The 20530-nt window shown below is 69.8% G+C and carries 19 protein-coding genes; 1 reads left to right on the top strand and 18 read right to left on the bottom strand.

The window, feature by feature from the left end:
* Nucleotides 1-35: 35 nt before the first annotated feature.
* The gene (locus HRF36_RS03780; RefSeq protein ID WP_173206389.1) at nucleotides 36-590 is read right to left on the bottom strand and encodes a hypothetical protein; all 555 of its coding nucleotides are present in this window, start codon (nucleotides 588-590) and stop codon (nucleotides 36-38) included.
* A 68-nt stretch (nucleotides 591-658) separates the two neighbouring features.
* On the opposite strand from HRF36_RS03780, the gene HRF36_RS03775 reads away from it, so the two are divergent.
* Nucleotides 659-1528: an A/G-specific adenine glycosylase gene (locus HRF36_RS03775; RefSeq protein ID WP_371739996.1), complete on the top strand. Its 870-nt coding sequence runs from the start codon at nucleotides 659-661 to the stop codon at nucleotides 1526-1528.
* 30 nt (nucleotides 1529-1558) lie between these two features.
* Here HRF36_RS03775 and rbfA read toward each other — a convergent pair whose 3' ends face one another.
* The 17 genes from rbfA to HRF36_RS03690 all read right to left on the bottom strand — a co-directional run bounded on the left by rbfA (nucleotide 1559) and on the right by HRF36_RS03690 (nucleotide 20491).
* Nucleotides 1559-2101, bottom strand: coding sequence for a 30S ribosome-binding factor RbfA (rbfA, locus tag HRF36_RS03770; RefSeq protein ID WP_173206386.1), 543 nt, complete (start codon nucleotides 2099-2101; stop codon nucleotides 1559-1561).
* Between the two features lie 101 nt (nucleotides 2102-2202).
* Nucleotides 2203-4998: a translation initiation factor IF-2 gene (gene infB, locus HRF36_RS03765; protein ID WP_173206383.1), complete on the bottom strand. Its 2796-nt coding sequence runs from the start codon at nucleotides 4996-4998 to the stop codon at nucleotides 2203-2205.
* A gap of 89 nt (nucleotides 4999-5087) precedes the next feature.
* Nucleotides 5088-5390, bottom strand: coding sequence for a YlxR family protein (locus HRF36_RS03760; RefSeq protein WP_173206379.1), 303 nt, complete (start codon nucleotides 5388-5390; stop codon nucleotides 5088-5090).
* A gap of 94 nt (nucleotides 5391-5484) precedes the next feature.
* Nucleotides 5485-6474 (bottom strand): transcription termination factor NusA, encoded by a 990-nt coding sequence (nusA, locus tag HRF36_RS03755; protein WP_173206376.1) that lies wholly within the window; start codon nucleotides 6472-6474, stop codon nucleotides 5485-5487.
* Nucleotides 6475-6638: 164 nt separating this feature from the next.
* Nucleotides 6639-8399 carry a proline--tRNA ligase gene (locus tag HRF36_RS03750; RefSeq protein WP_173206373.1) on the bottom strand — a complete coding sequence of 587 codons (1761 nt, stop codon included), beginning with the start codon at nucleotides 8397-8399 and terminating at the stop codon, nucleotides 6639-6641.
* A 26-nt stretch (nucleotides 8400-8425) separates the two neighbouring features.
* Nucleotides 8426-9259 (bottom strand): hypothetical protein, encoded by an 834-nt coding sequence (locus HRF36_RS03745; protein WP_173206370.1) that lies wholly within the window; start codon nucleotides 9257-9259, stop codon nucleotides 8426-8428.
* Nucleotides 9256-10362, bottom strand: a complete 1107-nt coding sequence (locus tag HRF36_RS03740) for a VWA domain-containing protein (RefSeq protein ID WP_371739994.1) — start codon at nucleotides 10360-10362, stop codon at nucleotides 9256-9258. The genes HRF36_RS03745 and HRF36_RS03740 overlap by 4 nt, the downstream gene beginning before the upstream one ends.
* Complete coding sequence (locus HRF36_RS03735; protein ID WP_173206367.1) at nucleotides 10359-11357, bottom strand: VWA domain-containing protein; 999 nt, start codon at nucleotides 11355-11357, stop codon at nucleotides 10359-10361. The genes HRF36_RS03740 and HRF36_RS03735 overlap by 4 nt, the downstream gene beginning before the upstream one ends.
* Nucleotides 11348-11830 carry a hypothetical protein gene (locus HRF36_RS03730; RefSeq protein WP_173206364.1) on the bottom strand — a complete coding sequence of 161 codons (483 nt, stop codon included), beginning with the start codon at nucleotides 11828-11830 and terminating at the stop codon, nucleotides 11348-11350. Before HRF36_RS03730 ends, HRF36_RS03735 begins: the two co-directional genes overlap by 10 nt.
* On the bottom strand, nucleotides 11817-12704 hold the full coding sequence (locus HRF36_RS03725; protein ID WP_173206361.1) for a DUF58 domain-containing protein: 888 nt from the start codon (nucleotides 12702-12704) through the stop codon (nucleotides 11817-11819). The genes HRF36_RS03730 and HRF36_RS03725 overlap by 14 nt, the downstream gene beginning before the upstream one ends.
* 5 nt (nucleotides 12705-12709) lie before the next feature.
* On the bottom strand, nucleotides 12710-13741 hold the full coding sequence (locus HRF36_RS03720; protein WP_173206358.1) for a MoxR family ATPase: 1032 nt from the start codon (nucleotides 13739-13741) through the stop codon (nucleotides 12710-12712).
* Nucleotides 13742-13796: 55 nt separating this feature from the next.
* On the bottom strand, nucleotides 13797-14456 hold the full coding sequence (locus HRF36_RS03715; protein WP_371739993.1) for a methionine ABC transporter permease: 660 nt from the start codon (nucleotides 14454-14456) through the stop codon (nucleotides 13797-13799).
* Between the two features lies 1 nt (nucleotide 14457).
* Nucleotides 14458-15531: a methionine ABC transporter ATP-binding protein gene (locus HRF36_RS03710; RefSeq protein ID WP_173206354.1), complete on the bottom strand. Its 1074-nt coding sequence runs from the start codon at nucleotides 15529-15531 to the stop codon at nucleotides 14458-14460.
* Nucleotides 15532-15614: 83 nt separating this feature from the next.
* Entirely contained in the window at nucleotides 15615-16538 is a 924-nt protein-coding gene (locus tag HRF36_RS03705) for a MetQ/NlpA family ABC transporter substrate-binding protein (protein ID WP_173206351.1), read from the bottom strand.
* A gap of 232 nt (nucleotides 16539-16770) precedes the next feature.
* Nucleotides 16771-17919, bottom strand: a complete 1149-nt coding sequence (gene ispG / locus HRF36_RS03700) for a flavodoxin-dependent (E)-4-hydroxy-3-methylbut-2-enyl-diphosphate synthase (RefSeq protein ID WP_171007237.1) — start codon at nucleotides 17917-17919, stop codon at nucleotides 16771-16773.
* 79 nt (nucleotides 17920-17998) lie between these two features.
* Nucleotides 17999-19330, bottom strand: a complete 1332-nt coding sequence (locus HRF36_RS03695; protein ID WP_371739991.1) for an RIP metalloprotease — start codon at nucleotides 19328-19330, stop codon at nucleotides 17999-18001.
* 84 nt (nucleotides 19331-19414) lie between these two features.
* The gene (locus HRF36_RS03690; protein WP_173206348.1) at nucleotides 19415-20491 is read right to left on the bottom strand and encodes a 1-deoxy-D-xylulose-5-phosphate reductoisomerase; all 1077 of its coding nucleotides are present in this window, start codon (nucleotides 20489-20491) and stop codon (nucleotides 19415-19417) included.
* Between the last annotated feature and the right edge of the window lie 39 nt (nucleotides 20492-20530).

Below are 20530 nucleotides of genomic sequence, written 5' to 3'. Positions count from 1 at the left end.
AGCGCAGCCCGACGGCGAGGACGTCGGGGACGCGCTCAGCACGCGTCGTCGAAGCGTCGACGCGGGTGCTCACGATCGGAGTTGTCGACGACGGCCGACGCCTTGGCCCGGGCGTCGAGCCGCGAGTCGTCCGCCGTCACCCAGACCCGGTAGTGCCAGAGCCCCGCGAGGCCAGGACGGGCGAGGTCGGCACCGTCGACCAGCAGGACCGCGTCCGCGGGCCCGGTGACCCAGGCGGACTCGACGGCACGATCGGCGTCGGCGTCCCACGCCCGGTCGACCCAGCCCGTGCTGCCGCCGAGCCGGAACGGTTCGACGAGCACGCGGCGGAAGAGACTCTCGTCGAGCTCGGGCGAGGAATCGCGGGGGGCCCCCTCGAGGCGCTTCTCGAAGCCGGCGAGCGACGCCCGGAACGCCGCGTGGCCCTGCTCACGGAAGGCCTCGACGAGATCGTCGGCGAGACCGGCCGCACCCGCGCCTCCGTCGCTGTCGATCGCGACGAGCACGCGACCGCGACCGTAGTTGTGGACGATCTCGGTCGCCAGCTCGCGCAGCGTGTCTTTCTTGGCAGGAGCCCATCGGGTGGTCATGTCGACACCGTACGCCCGGGTGCCGACACGACGCCGGGTGAGCTCTCGACGCGCCGTAGGCTCTCACGGTGAGCATCTCCCCCGCCGTGAACGCCTGGTTCCGCGCCAACGGTCGCGACCTGCCCTGGCGTCGGCCCGGCTTCACCGCCTGGGGCACGCTGGTCAGCGAGATCATGCTGCAGCAGACTCCCGTGGCACGCGTCCTGCCCCGCCTCGAGCAGTGGCTCGCGCGGTGGCCCACGCCACGCGATCTCGCCGCTTCTCCCGCGTCCGAGGCGGTCCGTGCCTGGGAACGCCTGGGGTACCCGCGTCGGGCGCTCGCCCTGCACGCCGCCGCCGTGGCCATCACCGACCGGCACGACGGGATCGTGCCCGATGACGTCCCCTCGCTCCTCGCCCTGCCCGGTGTCGGCGACTACACCTCGCGGGCCGTCGCGGTGTTCGCGTACGGGCATCGCCACCCGGTCGTCGACACGAACGTCCGGCGCGTCCTGGCCCGCGCCGTCGAGGGGCTCGCCGAACCCTGGGCGCCCAAGGCCTCGCGCGACCTGCCCCTGATGGAGTCGCAGCTGCCCGACGACCTCGAGGAGGCACGGGTCACCAACGCGGGCGTCATGGAGTTGGGCGCGTTGGTCTGCACGGCGCGGTCGCCGAAGTGCGACGTCTGCCCGCTGCTCGAGCAGTGCGCGTGGGTGCTGGCGGGCAGTCCTGCTCCTGCCGGCCCGCGCCTCCGGACCCAGGCTCGCTTCGAGGGATCGGACCGCCAGGTGCGCGGGCTCGTCATGGCCGAGCTGCGGGCCAGTGACGTGCCCGTCACATCGACCGAGATCGCGGCCGTCTGGCCGGGCGACGAGCAACGCGAGAGAGCCCTCGCCGGGCTTCTCCGTGACGGCCTGGCCACGGGGTCGCCCGACGAGGGCTATCGACTGCCCGACTGACGCGGGCAGGGTGTTCCGACCGGGGTCGGATCAGCGGGTCGAGCCGTCGGGCTCGGCGGAGTCGCCCGGGGCCGGGGCCTCGAGCTCGCCGCCCGACGCGAGCTCGTCGTCGAGGTCGTCCTCACGGCCGTCGGCATCGTCGTCGGCATCGAGGTCGCGGGGCTTCACGTAGGGGTCCGCGTCGCCGGCGTACTCGGCCGACGAGGCCATGGACTGGCTCTCGTGGTCGCGCTGACGGGCTTCCTGGAGCAGACGGTCGATCGACGCCGCGTTCTCGGGAAGGGCATCGAGGATGAACTCGAGACTCGGGGTGAGGCGTGCGGTGATGTTCTTGCCGACCTCGCTGCGGAGCATGCCGGTCGCCGACTTGAGGGCCGCACCCGTGTCGCGGCGCTCCTCGTCGGTGCCATAGACCGTGTAGAAGACCGAAGCGTGTTGCAGATCTCCGGTCACCTTGACGTCGGTGATCGTGACGAACCCGAGGCGGGGGTCCTTGATGCCTCGTTCGAGACGCCGCGCGACGATCTCGTGGATGCGGTCGGCCATCTTGCGGGCGCGTTGCGCGTCAACCATTGTTCACTCCTGTTCGTGCTGCTCGCCGCCGTGGCGAGAGGGGTGAGGCCCCGCCCCGACCGTAGTCGGAGCGGGGCCTCGTGTACTGCGATGACGCCGGGTCAGCCCCGGGGCTTCTCGACCATCTCGATGGTCTCGATCTCGTCGCCGATCTGGATGTCGTTGAACTTGCCGAGGCCGATGCCGGCCTCGAAGTCCGTCCGCACCTCGGTGACGTCGTCCTTGAAGCGACGCAGCGAGTCGATCGCCAGGTTGTCGCCCACGACGACGCCCTCGCGGATGACTCGGGCACGGGCGTTCCGGGTGATCGTTCCCGATCGCACGATGACACCGGCGATGTTGCCGACCTTCGACGAGCGGAAGATCTCGCGGATCTCGGCGACACCGGACTGCTTCTCCTCGAACTCGGGCTTGAGCATGCCCGTGAGCGAGTTCTCGATGTCCTCGAGTGCTGCGTAGATGACCGAGTAGAACCGAACGTCGACACCCTCACGAGCGGCGCGCTCACGAGCCTTCGTGTCGGGACGGACGTTGAACCCGATGATGACCGCGTTGTCGACCGTGGCGAGGTTGACGTCGCTCTCGGTGACCGCACCCACACCGCGGTGGATGATGCGCAGCTGCACGCTGTCGTCCACCTCGATCTTGAGCAGCGACTCCTCGAGCGCCTCGACGGCACCCGACACGTCACCCTTGATGATGATGTTGAGAGCCTCGACCTTGCCCTCTTCGAGAGCGCGGGTGAAGTCCTCGAGCGAGATGCGCTTGCGGGCCTTGGCCAGCGACGCGTTGCGCTCGACGGCTTCACGCTTCTCGGCGATCTGACGCGCCGTGCGGTCCTCCTCGGTGACGAGGAAGGTGTCGCCGGCTCGAGGGACGCTCGACAGACCCTGGACCAGCACGGGCCGGCTCGGGTAGGCCTCGTCGACCGAGTCGCCGTTCTCGTCGACCATGGCGCGGACGCGGCCGTAGGCCGTGCCGGCGACGATCGCGTCTCCGACACGCAGCGTGCCCGACTGGATGAGCACCGTCGCGACGGCACCGCGGCCCTTGTCGAGGCGGGCCTCGATCGCGACGCCACGGGCGTCCTTGTCGGGGTTCGCGCGCAGGTCGAGACCGGCGTCGGCCGTGAGCAGGACGGCCTCGAGGAGGGCGTCGATGTTCTTGTTGTCACGGGCCGACACGTCGACGAACATGACGTCTCCGCCGTACTCCTCGGCGACGAGGCCGTATTCGGTCAGCTGCTGCCGCACCTTGGCCGGGTTCGCGCCCTCTTTGTCGATCTTGTTGACCGCGACCACGATCGGGACGCCTGCGGCCTGGGCGTGGTTCAGCGCCTCGACCGTCTGCGGCATGATGCCGTCGTCCGCCGCCACCACGAGGATCGCGATGTCGGTCACCTGCGCACCACGGGCACGCATGGCGGTGAACGCCTCGTGACCGGGCGTGTCGATGAAGGTGATGGCGCGCTCGACGCCCTCGTGCGGAGCCCACACCTGGTAGGCACCGATGTGCTGCGTGATGCCACCGGCTTCACCGGCGACCACGTTCGCGTTGCGGATCGCGTCGAGCAGGCGGGTCTTTCCGTGGTCGACGTGGCCCATGACCGTGACGACCGGGGGACGGATCTGCAGGACGGACTCGTCTTCGTCCTCGAGCTCTTGCTCGAGGTCGATGTCGAAGCCCTCGAGGAGCTCTTTGTCCTCGTCTTCGGGCGAGACGACCTGGATGTTGTAACCGAGCTCTTCACCGAGCACCTGGAACGTGGCCTCGTCGAGCGACTCGGTCGCCGTGGCCATCTCACCGAGGTGGAACAGCACGGTCACCAGGTTGCCGGGACTCGCGTCGATCTTGTCGGCGAAGTCGCTGATGGAAGCACCACGACGCAGACGGACGACCGTGTTGCCGTCGCCGCGGGGGACGCTGACGCCACCCAACGACGGGGCCGACCGCATCTCGAACTCGGCCCTCTTCGTCCGCTTCGACTTGCGTGCCTTGCTCTTGCCGCCGCCGCGGCCGAACGCACCGGCGGTACCACCACCGGGTCCACGACCGCGTCCGCCACCACCGGAGGGGCGGGGACCGCTGAAGCCGGGACGGAAGCCGCCGGCGGCACCGGGTGTGCCTGCACCGGCACCGGGACGCTGGAACCCACCACCGGCACCGCCGGGACGACCTCCGCCGCCACCGGCGGGACGCTGGCCGAAACCGTTGGGGCGGGGACCGGCACCGACGCCCGGACGAGGAGCACCCGGACGAGGAGCACCGGGACGCGGGGCCTGCGGGCGCGGGCCGGCTGCCCCACCGGGACGGGGCATGCTGCTGGCCGCACCGGAGCCACCGGGACGGGGCGCGCTCGGGCGGCCCATGCCCTGGTTGCTGGCGAAGGGGTTGTTGCCGGGACGGGGAGCACCGGGACGCGGGCCGCCGGGCTTGGGTCCGGCGGCACCGGGCTTGGCGGCGTCGTCGGCCGGAGCCTCTGCGCCGTCCTTGGCGGCTGCGGCGGCGGCACGCTGCGCCTCGGCCTGGGCCTGGCGCTCGGCGACCGTCAGGGGGGCGACGGGTGCGGGTGCCGCGTCGACGTCGGGCTCGGCGACCGCTACGGGGTCGGGAGCCTGCTCGACGACGGGAGGCTTGGGGGCCGCCGGGCGGGGGCCGCCGGGCTTGGGCGCCGAGCTCGCGCTCTGCTGTGCCGCGCCGGCTGCGGGAGCCTTGGCTGCGGGGGTCGCGGGCTTGGCGGCACCGGCGAAGGCCTGGCGCAGCTTGCGGGCGACGGGAGGCTCGACGCTGGACGACGGTCCCTTGACGAACTCGCCCATCTCTTTGAGCTTCTCTAGTGCGGTCTTGCTGTCGATCCCCAGCTCGCTGGCGATCTCGTGTACGCGTGGTTTAGCCACAGTTCTCCTGTCTCGGGCCCTTCCCGAGACGGGAAGAGCCTTCAGTTCTGGACGGGTCTCATTTCGAGCCGCTCATTAGTGGTTGCTCATTAGTTGTCCATGTGCCGTTCAGCCTGTTCTGTCGTGGCGATGGGTCGTGAAGTGGTGATCCGCGTGAGGTGGGCGCGGAGCTCGTCGACGTCGGGTTCGGAGTCGAGGCGGAGTGCACGGCGGAAGGCCCTGCGCTTCACTGCCGACTCGAACGCGTCGATCGACGGCGTCAACCACGCACCCCGCCCGGGAAGGGTGGCACTCGTGTCGACCACGAGGCGTCCGTTTCGGGCGACGACCCGCACGAGTGCGGACCGCGGAGCGCGCGCTCGAGTACCGATGCACGTTCTGACGGGTTCCACCTTACCCCCTCGGGTCGTCGGACGGGAGACGCCGGGGGCGAACGGCGTGGTGCGCCGGTCGCCCCCCGGCCGTCTCGCGGTCGTGTGCGAGCGATCAGTCGTCCTCGAGGATGCTGTCGGGCTGGATGTCGATGCGCGCACCCGTGAGCTTCGCCGCGAGGCGGGCGTTCTGCCCCTCTTTACCGATCGCGAGGGACAGCTGGTAGTCGGGCACGAGGGCCCGTACGGCCTTGGTCGACGCGTCGATCACGAAGGCCGACGAAACCTTCGCGGGCGACAGCGCACTCGCGACGAACGTGGGCAGATCGCTGGAGTAGTCGACGATGTCGATCTTCTCGTCGTTCAGCTCGGTCGTGACGGCACGCACGCGCTGCCCCATCTCGCCGATGCAGGCACCCTTGGCGTTGACGCCCGGCTCGGTGGCCCGGACGGCCATCTTGGTGCGGTGCCCGGCCTCGCGGGCCAGCGAGACGATCTCGACGACGCCGCTGGCGATCTCGGGCACCTCGAGGGCGAAGAGCTTGCGCACGAGCGAGGGGTGGGTGCGGGAGACCGTGATCTGCGGCCCCTTGGTGCCCTTGCTGACGCCCGTGACGTACACGCGGATGCGCGACCCGTGGGTGTACTTCTCACCCGGAACCTGCTCTTCGGGGGGCAGGATCGCCTCGACCGTGCCGAGATCGACGTGGATCATGCGGGGGTTCGGCCCCTGCTGGATCACGCCCGCGACGATGTCGCCCTCTCGGCCCTTGAACTGACCGAGCACCTTGTCGTCGCCGATGTCGCGCAGGCGCTGGTTGATGACCTGCTTGGCCGCGAAGGCGGCGATGCGGCCGAAGTCGCTCGGGCTGTCGACGGCCTCGCCCACGACCTCGCCCTCGTCGTCGCGCTCGATGGCGTAGACCGAGACGTGCCCGGTCTTGCGGTCGAGTTCGACGCGAGCGACCGGGATGCGACTCTCGGGCTGGTTCGTGTGCTTGAGGTAGGCCGTCAAGATGGCCTGCTCGATGATGCGCACGAGTTCGTCGAAGGGGATTTCACGCTCGCGCTCCATGAGACGCAGCACGCTCAGGTCGATGTCCACTGAGGGCCTCCACTATTCAGATCTGCAGGCTGCACGCACGATGGCGCGCGCAGCATCCCCCTACGGTACCCGAGAGCGGGGTGCCCGGCGGACCGTCGGCCGGGGTCGGCACCGCGCCTCCTCGGGGTCGTCACGACCGGGACGAGGAGGCACGGTGCCGGCGGTCAGGAAGCCCGCGGTGCCGTCAGGGTCGCCACGGCCTCGGCCACGGGGACCGGGGTGCGGTCGCCCGTGCGGCGGTCCCAGAGCTCGACGACGCCCTCGCCGGCCGAGCGGCCCACGACGACGATCTGCGGTACGCCGAGGAGCTCGGCGTCACCGAACTTCACGCCGGGCGAGACCTTGGGACGGTCGTCGTAGAGGACGTCCAGGCGGTGGGCCTCGAGGTCGGCGGTGAGTTTCTCGGCGACCTCGTAGACCACGGGGTCCTTGCCCGTGGCCACGACGTGGACGTCGAAGGGCGCGACGTTGGCGGGCCAGATGAGACCCTTGGCGTCGTTGTTCGCCTCGGCGATGACCGCGAGGATTCGCGTCACGCCGATGCCGTACGAGCCCATCGTGACCGTGACCTGCTTGCCGTTCTCGTCGAGCACCTTCAGGCCGAGCGCCTCCGCGTACTTGCGACCGAGCTGGAAGACGTGGCCGATCTCCATGCCGCGGGCCGTCTCGATGGGGCCGGACCCGTCGGGGGCGGGATCGCCCTCGCGGACCTGGGCCGCCTCGATGGTGCCGTCCGCGGTGAAGTCGCGACCCATGACCAGGTCGGCCACGTGCACGCCCTTCTCGTTCGCCCCGGTGACCCAGGCGGATCCCTCGACCACGCGCGGGTCGACGAAGTAGCGGATGCCGGAGTCGGACTCGCCGCCGAGCACCTGGGGGCCGAGATAACCGCGGACCAGCACGGGGTTCTTCGCGAAGTCGGCGTCACCGGCGGCCTCGACCTCGGCCGGGGCGAACGCGACCTCGAGCCGCTTCATGTCGACCTCACGGTCACCGGGCAGCCCCACGACGACGAGCTCACGGGTGCCGTCGAGGTGGCTGAGCGCGACGACGACGTTCTTCAGCGTGTCGGCAGCCGTCCACCGGCCACCGTCGCGGGGCTCCTCGGTCTCGAGTTGCGCGACCAGCGAGTCGATCGTCGGGGTGTCGGCCGGGGCCAGACGCCGGGCAGGTGCCAGACCGTCCAGCGGGACGGTCTCGGGGACGATGGTCGTGAAGGCTTCGACGTTGGCCGTGTAGCCGCCCGCCGAGCGGACGAAGGTGTCCTCGCCGATGGCCGTGGGGTGCAGGAACTCTTCGCTGCGCGAACCACCCATCGCGCCCGCGTCCGCCTTCACGATGACGTACTCGAGGCCGAGACGGGTGAAGATGCGCTCGTAGGCGTCCCGCTGCTTCTGGTAGCTCTCGTCGAGCCCGGCGTCGGACGCGTCGAACGAATAGGCGTCCTTCATGGTGAACTCGCGACCACGCAGCAGACCGGCGCGGGGACGGGCCTCGTCGCGGTACTTGTCCTGGATCTGGAAGAGCGTGAGCGGGAGGTCTTTGTAGGACGAGTAGAGGTCTTTCACCAACAGGGTGAAAGCCTCTTCGTGCGTCGGGGCCAGCAGGTAGTCGGCGTCCTTGCGGTCTTTCAGCCGGAACATGCCGTCGCCGTACTCGGTCCAGCGACCGGTGGCCTCGTAGGGCTCACGCGGCAGCAGGGCGGGGAAGTGCACCTCTTGCGCACCGGCGGCCTGCATCTCGTCGCGGATGACGGCCTCGATCTTGGCCTTGACCCGTAGGCCGAGCGGCAGCCAGGCGAAGACACCGGGTGCCTGACGCCGGATGTACCCGGCGCGGACGAGCAGCCGGTGGCTGGTCACCTCGGCGTCGGAAGGGTCTTCTCGGAGGGTGCGGACGAAGAGCTGGGAGAGACGTGTGGACACCCGTCCAGCTTAGGGGCGCTCCCGGGTCACCACGGCTTGCCGTCGTAGTCGCCCGGGTTCTGCTCGTAGTAGCGATCGCGGTCGGTGTCCTGCTGCTGCTGCTGCTGGCTCTGCTCGCCCTGTTGCTGCAGCTGGTCGAGGGGGTCGTCGGACTCGGCCTGCCCCTCGCCCTCACCGGGGTCGTCTCCCCCGGCGCCGGGGTCGCTTCCGTCACCACCCGGCTGCTGCTCGTCTCCTTGACCGCCCTGAGCCTGATCACCCTTCTCGTCGAGCCGCTGCTGGGCGTCGTCGAGCGGCTGGGAGGTGTCGGGCTGCTGGGGGTCCTCCGGCGGCTGGAAGCAGCCCTCGGGCGCCTCGTCGATGGTCTTCTTGCCGAGTTCGTAGAGCGCTTCGGCGTCGGCGTAGCGCAGTTCGAGCAGGGCGGCGTCGCCCTGCGCCTCGATGGTCAGGACCAGGTTGACACGGATCACGCACGAGATCGTCGCGTCGTCGGGGGCGAGGTCGAGTGCCGTGACGAACTCACCACGTGCCACGTCGAGCACGCCGATCTGCGCGTACGCCGTGCCGCGGTCGAAGTGGTGCACCCACGGCTCGATCGCGTTGGCGACGCCGAGCGGCTCGGTGAGGGAGGCGCTGCGCTCGAACTCGCGGTCGCCGTACGACCACTGCGTCAGGGCGGCGAAGGCGGGCAGGCTGAGCAGCTTCAGGGCCACGAGCAGGACGACGAGCACCACCGGTGCGGACCAGAGCAGGAGCCGACGCCGGAGGCGCTTCCGATACTGCTCGACGCCGGGTTCGGCGTGCTCCTCGTGGGCGCGACGGATCTCGTCGACGGGCGGGGGGACGAGGGTGTCGGTCACGGGCGGGCTCGCCTCTCGGATCGTGGGGAATCATGAGCCGACGTCGTGGCTCGGCCACGCCCACGACCCGTCACACCCTCGTCGCGCTGGGGTCTCGTCGGACGGACTTCTCCCAGCGCCCGAGCGACGAGGGCGACGTCGAGCAACAGCAGGAGGAACGCCGGGACCGCAGCGATCCAGTAGAGGTCGATCAGACTGTCGGCCCGCCCCTCGTCGGAGGCGACGGCCCCGTCGCGAGCATCCGCGACGGCCGCGTCCACGGAGGTGCCGGCCGTGCGGTGCGCGTACGCCACGCCGAGCTGCTCGGCGATGCGCCGCAGGGCGTCTTCGTCGATCGTCGAGACGGCGTCGGGATCGCCGGGTCGAGTGCGATCCTGAATGTACTCCTTGGTCGAGTACTCGTCGCCGTAGCCGTCGAAGACGCGCATCTTCCCCCCTCGCTCGGTGCCGTAACCGAAGACGGCCCCGCCGTCGACGTCGCCCGCCGACCCGGCGAAGCTCTCGGGCTCCGTGCCGCTCGTCTGTTCGCCGTCGCCGAGGTAGTACACGACGTTGGCCCGTTCGGGGGCGCTCTGGCGTGCCTCGGTCAGTCGCTCCGAGAGGAGGTCGTTCGCCTCGCTGATGGAGCTGCCGCTCGAGTAGTAGGTGACTTCTTGGTTCATGGCGTCCGTAGCGGCGACCACGGCGGACGCGTCGTCGGTCAGAGGTGTCCGCAGGACGGCGGTGCTGTCGAAGGTCAGAAGCGAGAACCGAGCGCCCGCCAGCTGCGTGGTCACCTCGGCGATGTCGGACCGCACCCCGTCGAGGCGACGCTGGCCGTCACCCCAGTCCTCGGCCGCGATGCTCGACGTCGTGTCGACCACGAAGAAGACGTTGAGCTGCGCGACCGACGCCTGGGCCGACCCGCCGGGCAGACTCGGCCGCACCGCGACGACGAGCAGCAACGCGACGATCGCCAGGCGCCGTGCCCAGGTGAGCAGGGCCCGCCGTCGGCCACGCTCGGCTACGACGCGCCAGCCGGTGAACCCGAGCAGGGCGACGGCGGCCAGGGCGAGGAGCCACCAGGGAAGCACCGGCTGGAAGACCAGCGCACGAGCGGTCACAGCCGCACCCGCCAGAGCATCACGAGCCCGCCCATGGCCACGAGCAGGGCGGCGATCACCAGCCCCTGCGGGTGATCGGTCACCACGAGCCGTCGGGTGCCGGTGAAGAGCCCCGCCTCGCGGGCATCGATCTCGTCGACGATCTGCGGGACGGTCGTCGAGTCGTCGAGGGCGTAGTAGCCACCGTCGGTCGACTCCGCCGCCGTACGGAGCTCGGCGGCGACCTGGTCGGCCACGGCGTCGGTGCCGTGGTCGGCGGGGTTCACCGCGTACACGCGGACGTCACGCTCGCTCGCCAGGTCGGCTGCCTCGGTGAGCGTGAGCAGGGCCTTGCCGTTCACGTAGTTGTCGGTGGCGAGCACGACCGACTTCGGTCGTGTGCTGTCGTCGTCACCGAACCCGAGCACGCACGAGGCCAGGCCGTCGCCGATGAGCGAGGCACCGTCACCGAGATCGGTGCCCGTCCAATAACGGATGCCGTTCTCGCCCATGGTGTCGAACGAGTCGCGGTACTGCTCGAGTTGCGTGCGGACGAAGTCGTAGTCGTCGGTCAACGGGAAGGCCTGAACCGCCGAGCTGTCGAACAGGTAGAGCCCGACGCGCTCACCGTCGAGCCCCTGGGAGAGCGACGAGAACGTGTCGACGATCTGGGAGTCGACCTCGGTCATCGAGCCCGACACGTCGAGGCAGAGCATGATGTCGCGCTTGTAGGACTGCGGTTCGACGACGTCGGTGCTCGACACCCGAGCCGCCAGCAGCACGCTGATGCCCGTCAGGGCGACCATCGCGGCGAGCACGAACGCCAGGGCGATGCGGTAGCGCCGCACGACACGCTGGTAGGTGGGCAGAGCGGTCAGTCGCTCGCCGTGCGCGACCGGGACACCGAGCCGACGGAGGCGCGCTCGGTCCCTACGCCTCCATCGCACGTAGAGCGACGCCGCGACCGCCACGACCGCCAATGCGAGGAGCGGCAACCACCAGAAGATCAGCCCCATGACGACACCACGTCTCTCGCGGTGGCGACGGCACGGGCCGGGTCGCCGGGCTGCTCGAGACGGAAGGCCGGCGGGTAGTACTGCTCGACCGCCCCGGCGAGCCGGGGCAGGTTCGACTCGCGCAGGTCGGCGAGGGTCATCACGTGCGTGTCGACACCGTTCGTCTCGTGGGCGAAGAATCGCAACAGCAGGCTGAGCCGGGAGTGCACCCCGCGGTCGTTCAGCCGACCCGAGGCGGCAGCCCCCTCGACCTCGTCGATCAGGCCGAGGTACTTGGCCTTGGTGTCGGCGAGGGAGGCCGGTCGGGAGGCCGCCCGGGCCGCCCGTCGTGCCGGCGGGAGTCGCCTGGCCGAGAAGCGGAAGACGAAGACGTACCAGGCGACGACCAGGGCCAGCCCCACCAGACCGAGCACGAGCCAGAGCACCCAGAGCGGGTACTGGTAGGGCCCGAAGAAGTCGTCAGCGCCCGACACGACGGTGCTTCTCGATCAGGGCGAAGAGGCCCGACACGACCTCGGCCTGGCTGCCGAGCCGCTGGCTGCTGATGCCGAGGGCCAGGAGCTCGCGCTCGGTGTCGTCCGTTCGGCGGACGGACGAGTCGTCGAACTCGCGTCGGAGCTGGGCGTTCTCGCGGAGGTAGGCCGGCAGTCCGGACATCTCGCGGACGTCGAAGACCTCGCCGGCGTGGCCGGAGCGGGTCATCAGATCAGCGTCGCCGATCGTCAGCCAGACGATCTCGTGCTGTGCTCGCAGGCGGCGGAGCAGCCGCGTGATGTGCTCGTCGATCGCGACGTCGTCGGTGACCACGAGCAGCATCGAGCGCCGCCGGACTCCCCGCGCGACCCAGGCGAGCACGGCGGCGAGGTCGCTGGTCGGGGCGTCGAGATCGACCCGTCGGTCGACCTGCCGCAGGAGGGTCTCGAGGTGGGCCTCGGTCGCACCGGCCGGATGCGCGCGGGTGCCCGAGGAGTCGCCGGCCACCAGCGAGACGACATCGCCGTGCTTCGCGGCGATGTAGGCGAGGGCGCCGGCCGCCATCAGTGCGATGTCTTTCTTGGACTCGCCGCTCGTGGCCGTCGCCGCCATGTTGCGACCGGTGTCCATCACGAGGACGAGATTCTGCCGTCGGCTCGCGATGTAACGCTTGACCAGGGGCTCGCCGTGACGGGCCGTGGCCTTCCAGTCGATGTCTTTCACCTCGTCGCCCGGGACATAGGCCCGGAGGTCGTCGAAGTCGTGGCTGCGCCCGTGGTGCACCGAGGCGTAGCCGCCCTCGAGGAGGTCGATGGTGCGCCGGTGGGCGAAGAGGCCCATCTTGGTCCGCACACGCAGCAGCAGGCTGGCCACCGGGGTCAGGGGGTCTGGACCGCGCCGAACACGGCGTCGATGATCGTCTCGGGCGCGACCTCGTCGGCGGTCGCCTCGTAGTTGAGGATCAAGCGGTGTCGGAGCACGGAGTGCCGCAGGTGCTTCACGTCTTCGGGGATCACGTAGTCGCGACCGTGGAGCAGGGCGAGGGCCCGGGCGGCTTGCATGAACGCGATGCTGGCCCGCGGGCTGGCCCCGAATTCGACGTAGTCGGCGAGCGTCGCCGGGATGTACTGCTGGGGGTGCCGCGTGACGTAGATGAGCTGCACGATGTAGTTGACGATGGACGCGTCGACGTAGACACGCTTGGCCAGGTCTTGCAGGTAGACGACGTCGGCCAGGCCCACCCCGGTCGACGGAGCGGCGGCCTCGTCGTAGACGCCGCTCTCGATGCGTCGGATGATCTCGGCCTCTTCGGCCGGCGTCGGGTAGTCGAGGATCTCTTTCAACAAGAAGCGGTCGAGCTGGGCCTCGGGCAGCTGGTACGTGCCCTCTTGCTCGATCGGGTTCTGCGTCGCGAGGACGAGGAACGGCGAGGGCAACCGGTAGACCGTGCCGCCGATGGTGGTCTGCCGCTCTTGCATCGCCTCGAGCATGGCGCTCTGGGTCTTGGCGCTGGACCGGTTGATCTCGTCGAGCAGGACGAAGTTCGAGTGGACCGGCCCGAGCTGCGTGACGAAGGTCGACTTCTGCGCATCGTAGATCTGCGTACCCGTGATGTCGCTCGGCAGCAGGTCGGGCGTGCACTGGATGCGGCGGAAGCTCGCGTCGATCGACTGCGCGATGGTCTGGGCCGCGGTCGTCTTGGCCAACCCCGGCACGCTCTCGAGGAGGACGTGCCCACCGGTGATCAGGGCGACGAGCAGGGTGTCGCGGAGCGCGGTCTGACCGACGACCTTGCGGCCGAACGCCTGCGACACCGCCCCGACGATCTGCCGCGCCCGCTCGAGTTCGGCGGGCGTCACGGGGGCCGAGGCCGGCGGAGGGGTCTGGCTGGCGGTGGCGGTGTCGGTCACGCGCCCCACTGTAAACCAGTCCCCCGACAGCCCCGTCTCACCGCCCCCGATGCCGTCATCGTCGCAGTGCGCGCCTCGCCAACCAGTTGCCGAGGAACTGGACGAGCTGCACCAGCACGATGATCAGCAGCACGGCGGCCCAGGTCACGACCGGGTTGAACTGCCGGTAGCCGTAGAGCAGGGCGAAGTTGCCGAGCCCTCCGCCACCGATGTACCCGGCCACGGCCGACATGTCGACCAGCGCGACGAAGATGAACGTGTACCCGAGGATGAGCGGTCCGAGCGCCTCGGGAAGCAGCACCGTACCGATGATGCGCGCAGGGCCGGCACCGGCGGCTCGTGCGGCCTCGATGACGCCCGGCTGCACGGTCAGCAGGTTCTGCTCGACGATGCGCGAGATGGCGAACGACGCCGCGAGCGACAGGGTGAAGATGATCGCCGGGTTGCCGCTGCCCGAACCGATCACGAACCTCGCCAGGGGTTGGGCCGCGGCCAGGAAGATGATGAACGGGATCGGTCGGAACACGTTGACGACCACGTTGAGCACGCCGTAGACGGCTCGGTTGGCGAACAGTGCCCCCCCTCGCGTCAAGTAGAGCGCCAGCCCGAGCACGAGTCCCCCGATGCCGCCGAAGAGCAGGGTCAGGGCGACGATGTAGACGGTCTCGACGGCCGCCTGCCACAGCATGGGCTGCAGTTCGATCAGAGAGTCCACGTCAGCGTCCTTCCGTGCTCGTGGCGGGGGCGGAGGGCACGGCAGGCCCCGACTCGAGCAATTCGGTGGCGTTTCCGCCCAGCTCGGCGACGGCCGCCCGCACGGCGCCCGCGTCGCCCGTGACGGCGAGGGTCAGGGTGCCGAAGGTACGACCCTGGATGTCGTTGACGCCGCCGAAGACGATCTCGAACGAGAGGCCGTGACGGGCGAGCAGGGCGAAGACGTCGCGCTGGTCGACACCACCCTCGGCGATGCGCACCGACACGAGGGTGCCGTCGTGCCGGGCCCGCAGCGCCCCGAGCTCGTCGCCGTGCGGTGTGCCCGCGATGACGGTCGAGACGAATCGCTTGGTCGAGGCCTGCTGCGGGTCGGAGAACACCTCGAAGGTGGGTCCGGTCTCGACGACACGACCGGAGTCCATCACGGCCACCCGGTCGGCGATCCTCTTGATGACGTCCATCTCGTGGGTGATCACGACGATCGTGATGCCGAGCTCTGAGTTGACCCGCTTCAGCAACGCCAGCACCTCGCTCGTCGTCTCGGGGTCGAGGGCGCTCGTCGCCTCGTCGGCCAGCAGGATTCGCGGATTCGTCGCGAGCGCCCGGGCGATGCCGACGCGCTGCTTCTGCCCACCCGAGAGCTGGTCCGGCCGCGCGTGGGCCTTGTCGCCGAGGCCGACGAAGTGCAGCAGGTCGCTGATCCGCCTCTGGTGCTCGGCCTTGGGCACGCCTGCCGCCTTGAGCGGGAACTCGACGTTGCCCCAGACCGTCTTCGACGAGAAGAGGTTGAACTGCTGGAAGATCATGCCGATGCCCGCCCGGACCCCTCGCAGCTCGCGCTCACGGAGGCCGGTGATCTCGCGACCGTCGATGCGGATGCTCCCACTCGTCGTGGGCTCGAGGGCGTTGACCAGGCGCACCAGGGTGCTCTTGCCTGCCCCCGAGTAGCCGATGATGCCGAAGATCTCGCCCTCGGCGATCTCGAGATCGACGCCGTCCACCGCGGTCAGCGGTGCGGCGCCCTTCTCACGGGGCGGGTACGTCTTGACGACGTCGGTCAGGGTGATGGCGGGCACGCGTTCTCCTCGGCACGGGCGGAGGCCCGGGCCGCGAGCGGGTTCTGCGCGCGGTCCGGGCCGGTGGTGGCGACCTGGTGGGGTCAGCCGTTCTGTTCGACGAGCTTCTCGGTCTCGGTCAACGACTTCTCGAGGTCGCCCACGGGGATCTTCGTGATGATCGCCGTGCCGCCCGAGTTGTCTACGACGCCGTCGGTGACGGCCTTGGTGTCCTGGTAGATCTGGACGAGCTTCTGGTAGGTGGCGTTGTCCTTGTCCTCCGCACGCGCGGCGAAGACGTTGGCGTAGGGCACCGACGAGGGGTCCTCGGGGTCGTCCTGGGCGATGACGTCGTCGGTCGAGAGGCCGGCCTTCGTCGCGAAGTCGTTGTTGATGATCGCGCCGGCGTAGTCGGGCAGCGACGTGGCGGCGAGATCCGCGCTCACCGTGGCGACCTTGACCTTCGACTTGGCCTCGTCGACGTCGTTGACGCCCGAGAAGATCGTCCCGCCGTCCTTCAGCGAGAGCAGGCCGTTCGACTGCAGCACGAGCAGGGCCCGGGCCAGGTTGCTCGAGTCGTCGGGGATCGCGATGGTGTCGCCCTGCCGGAAATCGCTCAGCTGGGTGTACGTCGACGAGTACAGCGGAAGGGGGTAGATCGCCGTCGAACCGATCGGCACGATGTCGTTGCCCGAGGCCACGTCGTACTGCGCGAGGTAGACGATGTGCTGGAACTGGTTCAGGTCGATCTCGCCGTCGGCGAGGGCGGGGTTCGGCTGTTCGTAATCCGAGTAGTCGACGAGGTCGACGGTGATGCCCTCGTCGGCGGCGGCCTGGACGAAGTCGGCCCAGTAGGGGTCGCTCGCGCCGACGACACCGATGCGGACCGTCTCGTCGTCGCCACCGCCACGGGTGACTCCGATGGCGATGCCGACGGCGGCGAGGACGACGACGACCGCGACGATGACGGCGATCAGTCGACCGGGGCCCTTCTTCGGGGCGTCGATCAGGGGGGCGCTGCTGGTCATGGGTTCCTCTCGGGGTGCTGCGGGGGCACCGCTCGGTGGTGGGCCGAGGCTGTCGCGGTGCGTGCTCCATGCTGGCGGACGCCCCGTGCCACGTCACATCGGAGCGTCACACGACGACACAAGAACGCCGAGGCCCCGTGGACGAGGCCCCGGCACACGCAGGAGGCGCGGTGCGAGACTCCTCGCACCGCGCCTCCTGACGCAGGTCACGTCGCCCCGGGGGCGGATCGCGTCAGACGGTGACGACCTCGGGCGAGCCCAGCTCGCCGGGAGGCATCTCGGCGGCGAGACGATTGGCCTCGTCGATGAGCGTCTGGACGATCTCGGACTCGGGAACGGTCTTGATGACCTCGCCCTTGACGAAGATCTGGCCCTTGCCGTTACCGGACGCGACGCCGAGGTCGGCCTCGCGGGCCTCGCCCGGACCGTTGACGACACAGCCCATCACGGCGACGCGGAGAGGAACGGTCATGCCCTCGAGCCCGTCGGTGACGTCGTTGGCGAGCTTGTAGACGTCGACCTGGGCGCGACCGCAGCTGGGGCAGCTGACGATCTCGAGTTTGCGCTCGCGCAGGTTGAGCGACTGCAGGATCTGCAGGCCCACCTTGACCTCTTGTGCGGGCGGGGCGCTGAGGCTGACGCGGATGGTGTCGCCGATACCTTCGCTGAGCAGGATGCCGAAGGCCGTCGCCGACTTGATCGTGCCCTGGAACTCGGGGCCCGCCTCGGTGACGCCGAGGTGCAACGGCCAGTCGCCGCGCTCGGCGAGCTGACGGTAGGCCTTGACCATGACGATCGGGTCGTTGTGCTTCACCGAGATCTTGAAGTCGTGGAAGTCGTGCTCTTCGAAGAGCGAGGCCTCCCACACGGCGGACTCGACGAGCGCCTCGGGCGTGGCCTTGCCGTACTTCTGCAGGATGCTCGGCTCGAGCGAGCCGGCGTTCACCCCGATGCGGATCGACACGCCGGCGGCCTTCGCCGCGGCCGCGATCTTGCCGACCTGGTCGTCGAACTTGCGGATGTTGCCGGGATTGACCCGGACGGCCGCACAACCGGCGTCGATCGCCTGGTACACGTAGTTGGGCTGGAAGTGGATGTCGGCGATGACCGGGATCTGGCTCTTCTTCGCGATGATCGGAAGGGCCTCGGCGTCGTCACGGCTCGGCACGGCGACGCGGACGATGTCGCAGCCGCTGGCCGTGAGCTCGGCGATCTGCTGCAGGGTGGCGTTGATGTTGGGGGTCGGAGTCGTGGTCATCGACTGGACGCTGACGGGGGCGTCGCCACCCACGAGCACCTTGCCCACCTTGATCTGCCGCGTCTTGCGGCGCGGGGCGAGGACTTCGGGGACCTTCGGCATTCCGAGATTGACTGCTGGCACGGTGTCATCGTAATCCTCGGCGCTGGACGCTGCGTGACGGGCGCGCGACCGGCTCGTCACGCGACACCCACGGCCGGGGTCAACCGAAGATGTCGATCGGGTTCACGATGTCGGCGTAGGTCAGCAGGACAGTCATGCCACCGAGCAGGATCACGATGGCGAAGGTCACGGGGATGGCCTTGGCGGTGTCGACCGGGCCCGGGTCGGGTCGACGGAAGAGCTTGGCGAAGCCACGGCGGATCGCCTCGATCAGGGCCCCCGCCACGTGCCCGCCGTCGAGGGGCATCAACGGCACCAGGTTGAACACGAACAGCGCCACGTTCAGACTCGCGAGCAGACCGACGAGGGTGCTGATGCGGTCGACGACCGGGATGGTGTCGAGGCTCGCGATCTCGCCCGCCATGCGCCCGACGCCGACGACGCTGACCGGGCCGTTCGGGTCTCGCTCGGCCCCGCCGAACGCGGCCTGCGCGACCCCGACGAGACGTTGCGGCAGCGTGACGATGACGCCGGCCACGTGTGCGATGTTGTCGCCGACGGCCGGCAGCACGGCGGTCACGGGCTCTCGCACCTTCTCGTAGGCGAAGCCGATACCGACGAAACCGACCTCTTGGGTCTGCGAGCTGCCGTCGGGATTCGTCGCGACGGCACCGCTCGACGTCGTCACGTAGCGCTCGGACAGAGCCGGTGTCACCTGCAGCGTGCGCTCGGTGCCGTCGCGATCGACCACGACGTCGAGGGTGTCGCCGGGCGAGCGTTGCAGGATGCTCGTGATCTGGTCACCGTCGGTGACGGTGGTGCCGTCGATCGACACGATGCGGTCGCCGTTCAGCATGCCCGCGGCGTAGGCGGGGGCCTCGGGTGCGTCCGAGGGGCAGCTCGTCGCGGACGACCCGGCGGGCAGGACGCAGGTGCTGACGCTTCCGACGGTCGTGCTCGCCTGCTGGACGCCGAAGCCACAGAGCAGCACGGCGAACAGGACGATCGCGATCAGCAGGTTCATGACGGGACCACCGAGCATGATGATGACGCGCTTGTACACGGGCAGCCGGTAGAAGGTGCGCGACTCGTCGCCCTCGTCGATGGTCTCGGCACTGGCGGTACGGGCGTCCTGAACGAGGGTGTTGAAGAAGCCGGTGCTCGACTGCCGCGCGCCTCCTCCGGTCTTTCCCGGAGGGAACATGCCCGACATCGAGATGTAGCCGCCGAGCGGCAGGGCCTTGACGCCGTACTCGGTCTCGCCCTTCTTGCGCGAGAAGACGGTCGGCCCGAAGCCGATCATGTACTGCCCGACCTTGACGCCGAACTTCTTCGCCGGCACGAGGTGGCCCACCTCGTGCAGGGCGATCGACACGGCCAACCCGACGACCATGACCAGGACGCCGAGTACGAAGAGGAGGATCGTCTGCACCGGGCAAGGGTAGCCGCCCGCGGCCGGACGTCCACCGGACCGGCGCCATGACGACGCTGGGAGCCCCGAACTGGGGCATCCGCCTCAGCGGGACAGCAGCGTCTCCGCCTCGGCACGCGCCCACCGCTCGGCCTCGAGCACTCCCTCGAGGCTGGCCTCGCCCGCCGTGTGCCGGTCGACGACTGCACCGACCACGTCGAGAATGTTGAGGTAGCCGACGCGGCCGGCGTGGAACGCCAGCACGGCCTGCTCGTTGGCGGCGTTGAAGACGGCCGGGTGAGTACCGCCGGCCCGTCCCACCTGCTTGGCGAGTCGCACGGCCGGGAAGGCCTCGTCGTCGAGCGGTTCGAACGTCCACGTGGAGGCGCGGGTCCAGTCGAGCGGGACTCCCACGCCGTCGACACGGTCGGGCCAGGCGAGCCCCAACGAGATCGGCAACCGCATGTCGGGGGGTGAGGCCTGGGCGATGGTCGAGCCGTCGACGAACTCCACCATCGAGTGGACGATCGACTGCGGATGCACCGTGACGTCGATGTCGTCGTAGTCGACGTCGAAGAGCAGGTGCGCCTCGATCACCTCGAGCCCCTTGTTGACGAGGGTCGACGAGTTCGTCGTCACGACCAGGCCCATGTCCCAGGTCGGGTGCGCGAGTGCCTCGCGCGGGGTGACGTCGGCCAGCGAGTCTCGCGTGCGGCCGCGGAACGGCCCGCCCGACGCCGTCAGGACGAGCCGACGGACCTCGCGCTCGGCCCCGGACCGCAGGGCCTGCGCGATGGCCGAGTGCTCGGAGTCGACGGGGACGATCTGGCCGGGGGCGGCGCGCTGCTTCACGAGGTCACCGCCGACGATCAGGCTCTCCTTGTTCGCCAGGGCGAGCGACGCGCCCGAGTCGAGGGCGGCGAGGGTCGGCGCGAGGCCGACGGAGCCGGTGATGCCGTTGAGGACGACGTCCGCCCGCACGTCGCGGACGAGCTGGACCGATTCGTCGGTGCCCAGTGCCGTGTGCTCGACCCCGAACTCGGCCGCTTGCGCGGCGACGCCCTCGCGGTTCGAGCCGGCCGCGAGGCCGACGACCTCGAACAGGTCGGGGTGGGCCCGGACCACGTCGAGGGCCTGGACCCCGATCGAGCCGGTGGAGCCGAGGATCGTGATGCGACGCATGGGGTCAGCCTACGGCGAGCACCCGTGGAGCCGTCCGCG

Source organism: Frigoribacterium sp. VKM Ac-2836, assembly GCF_013248995.1.
In the GTDB taxonomy this organism is placed as follows: domain Bacteria; phylum Actinomycetota; class Actinomycetes; order Actinomycetales; family Microbacteriaceae; genus Frigoribacterium.
This window is presented reverse-complemented; position numbering and strand designations above follow the sequence as displayed.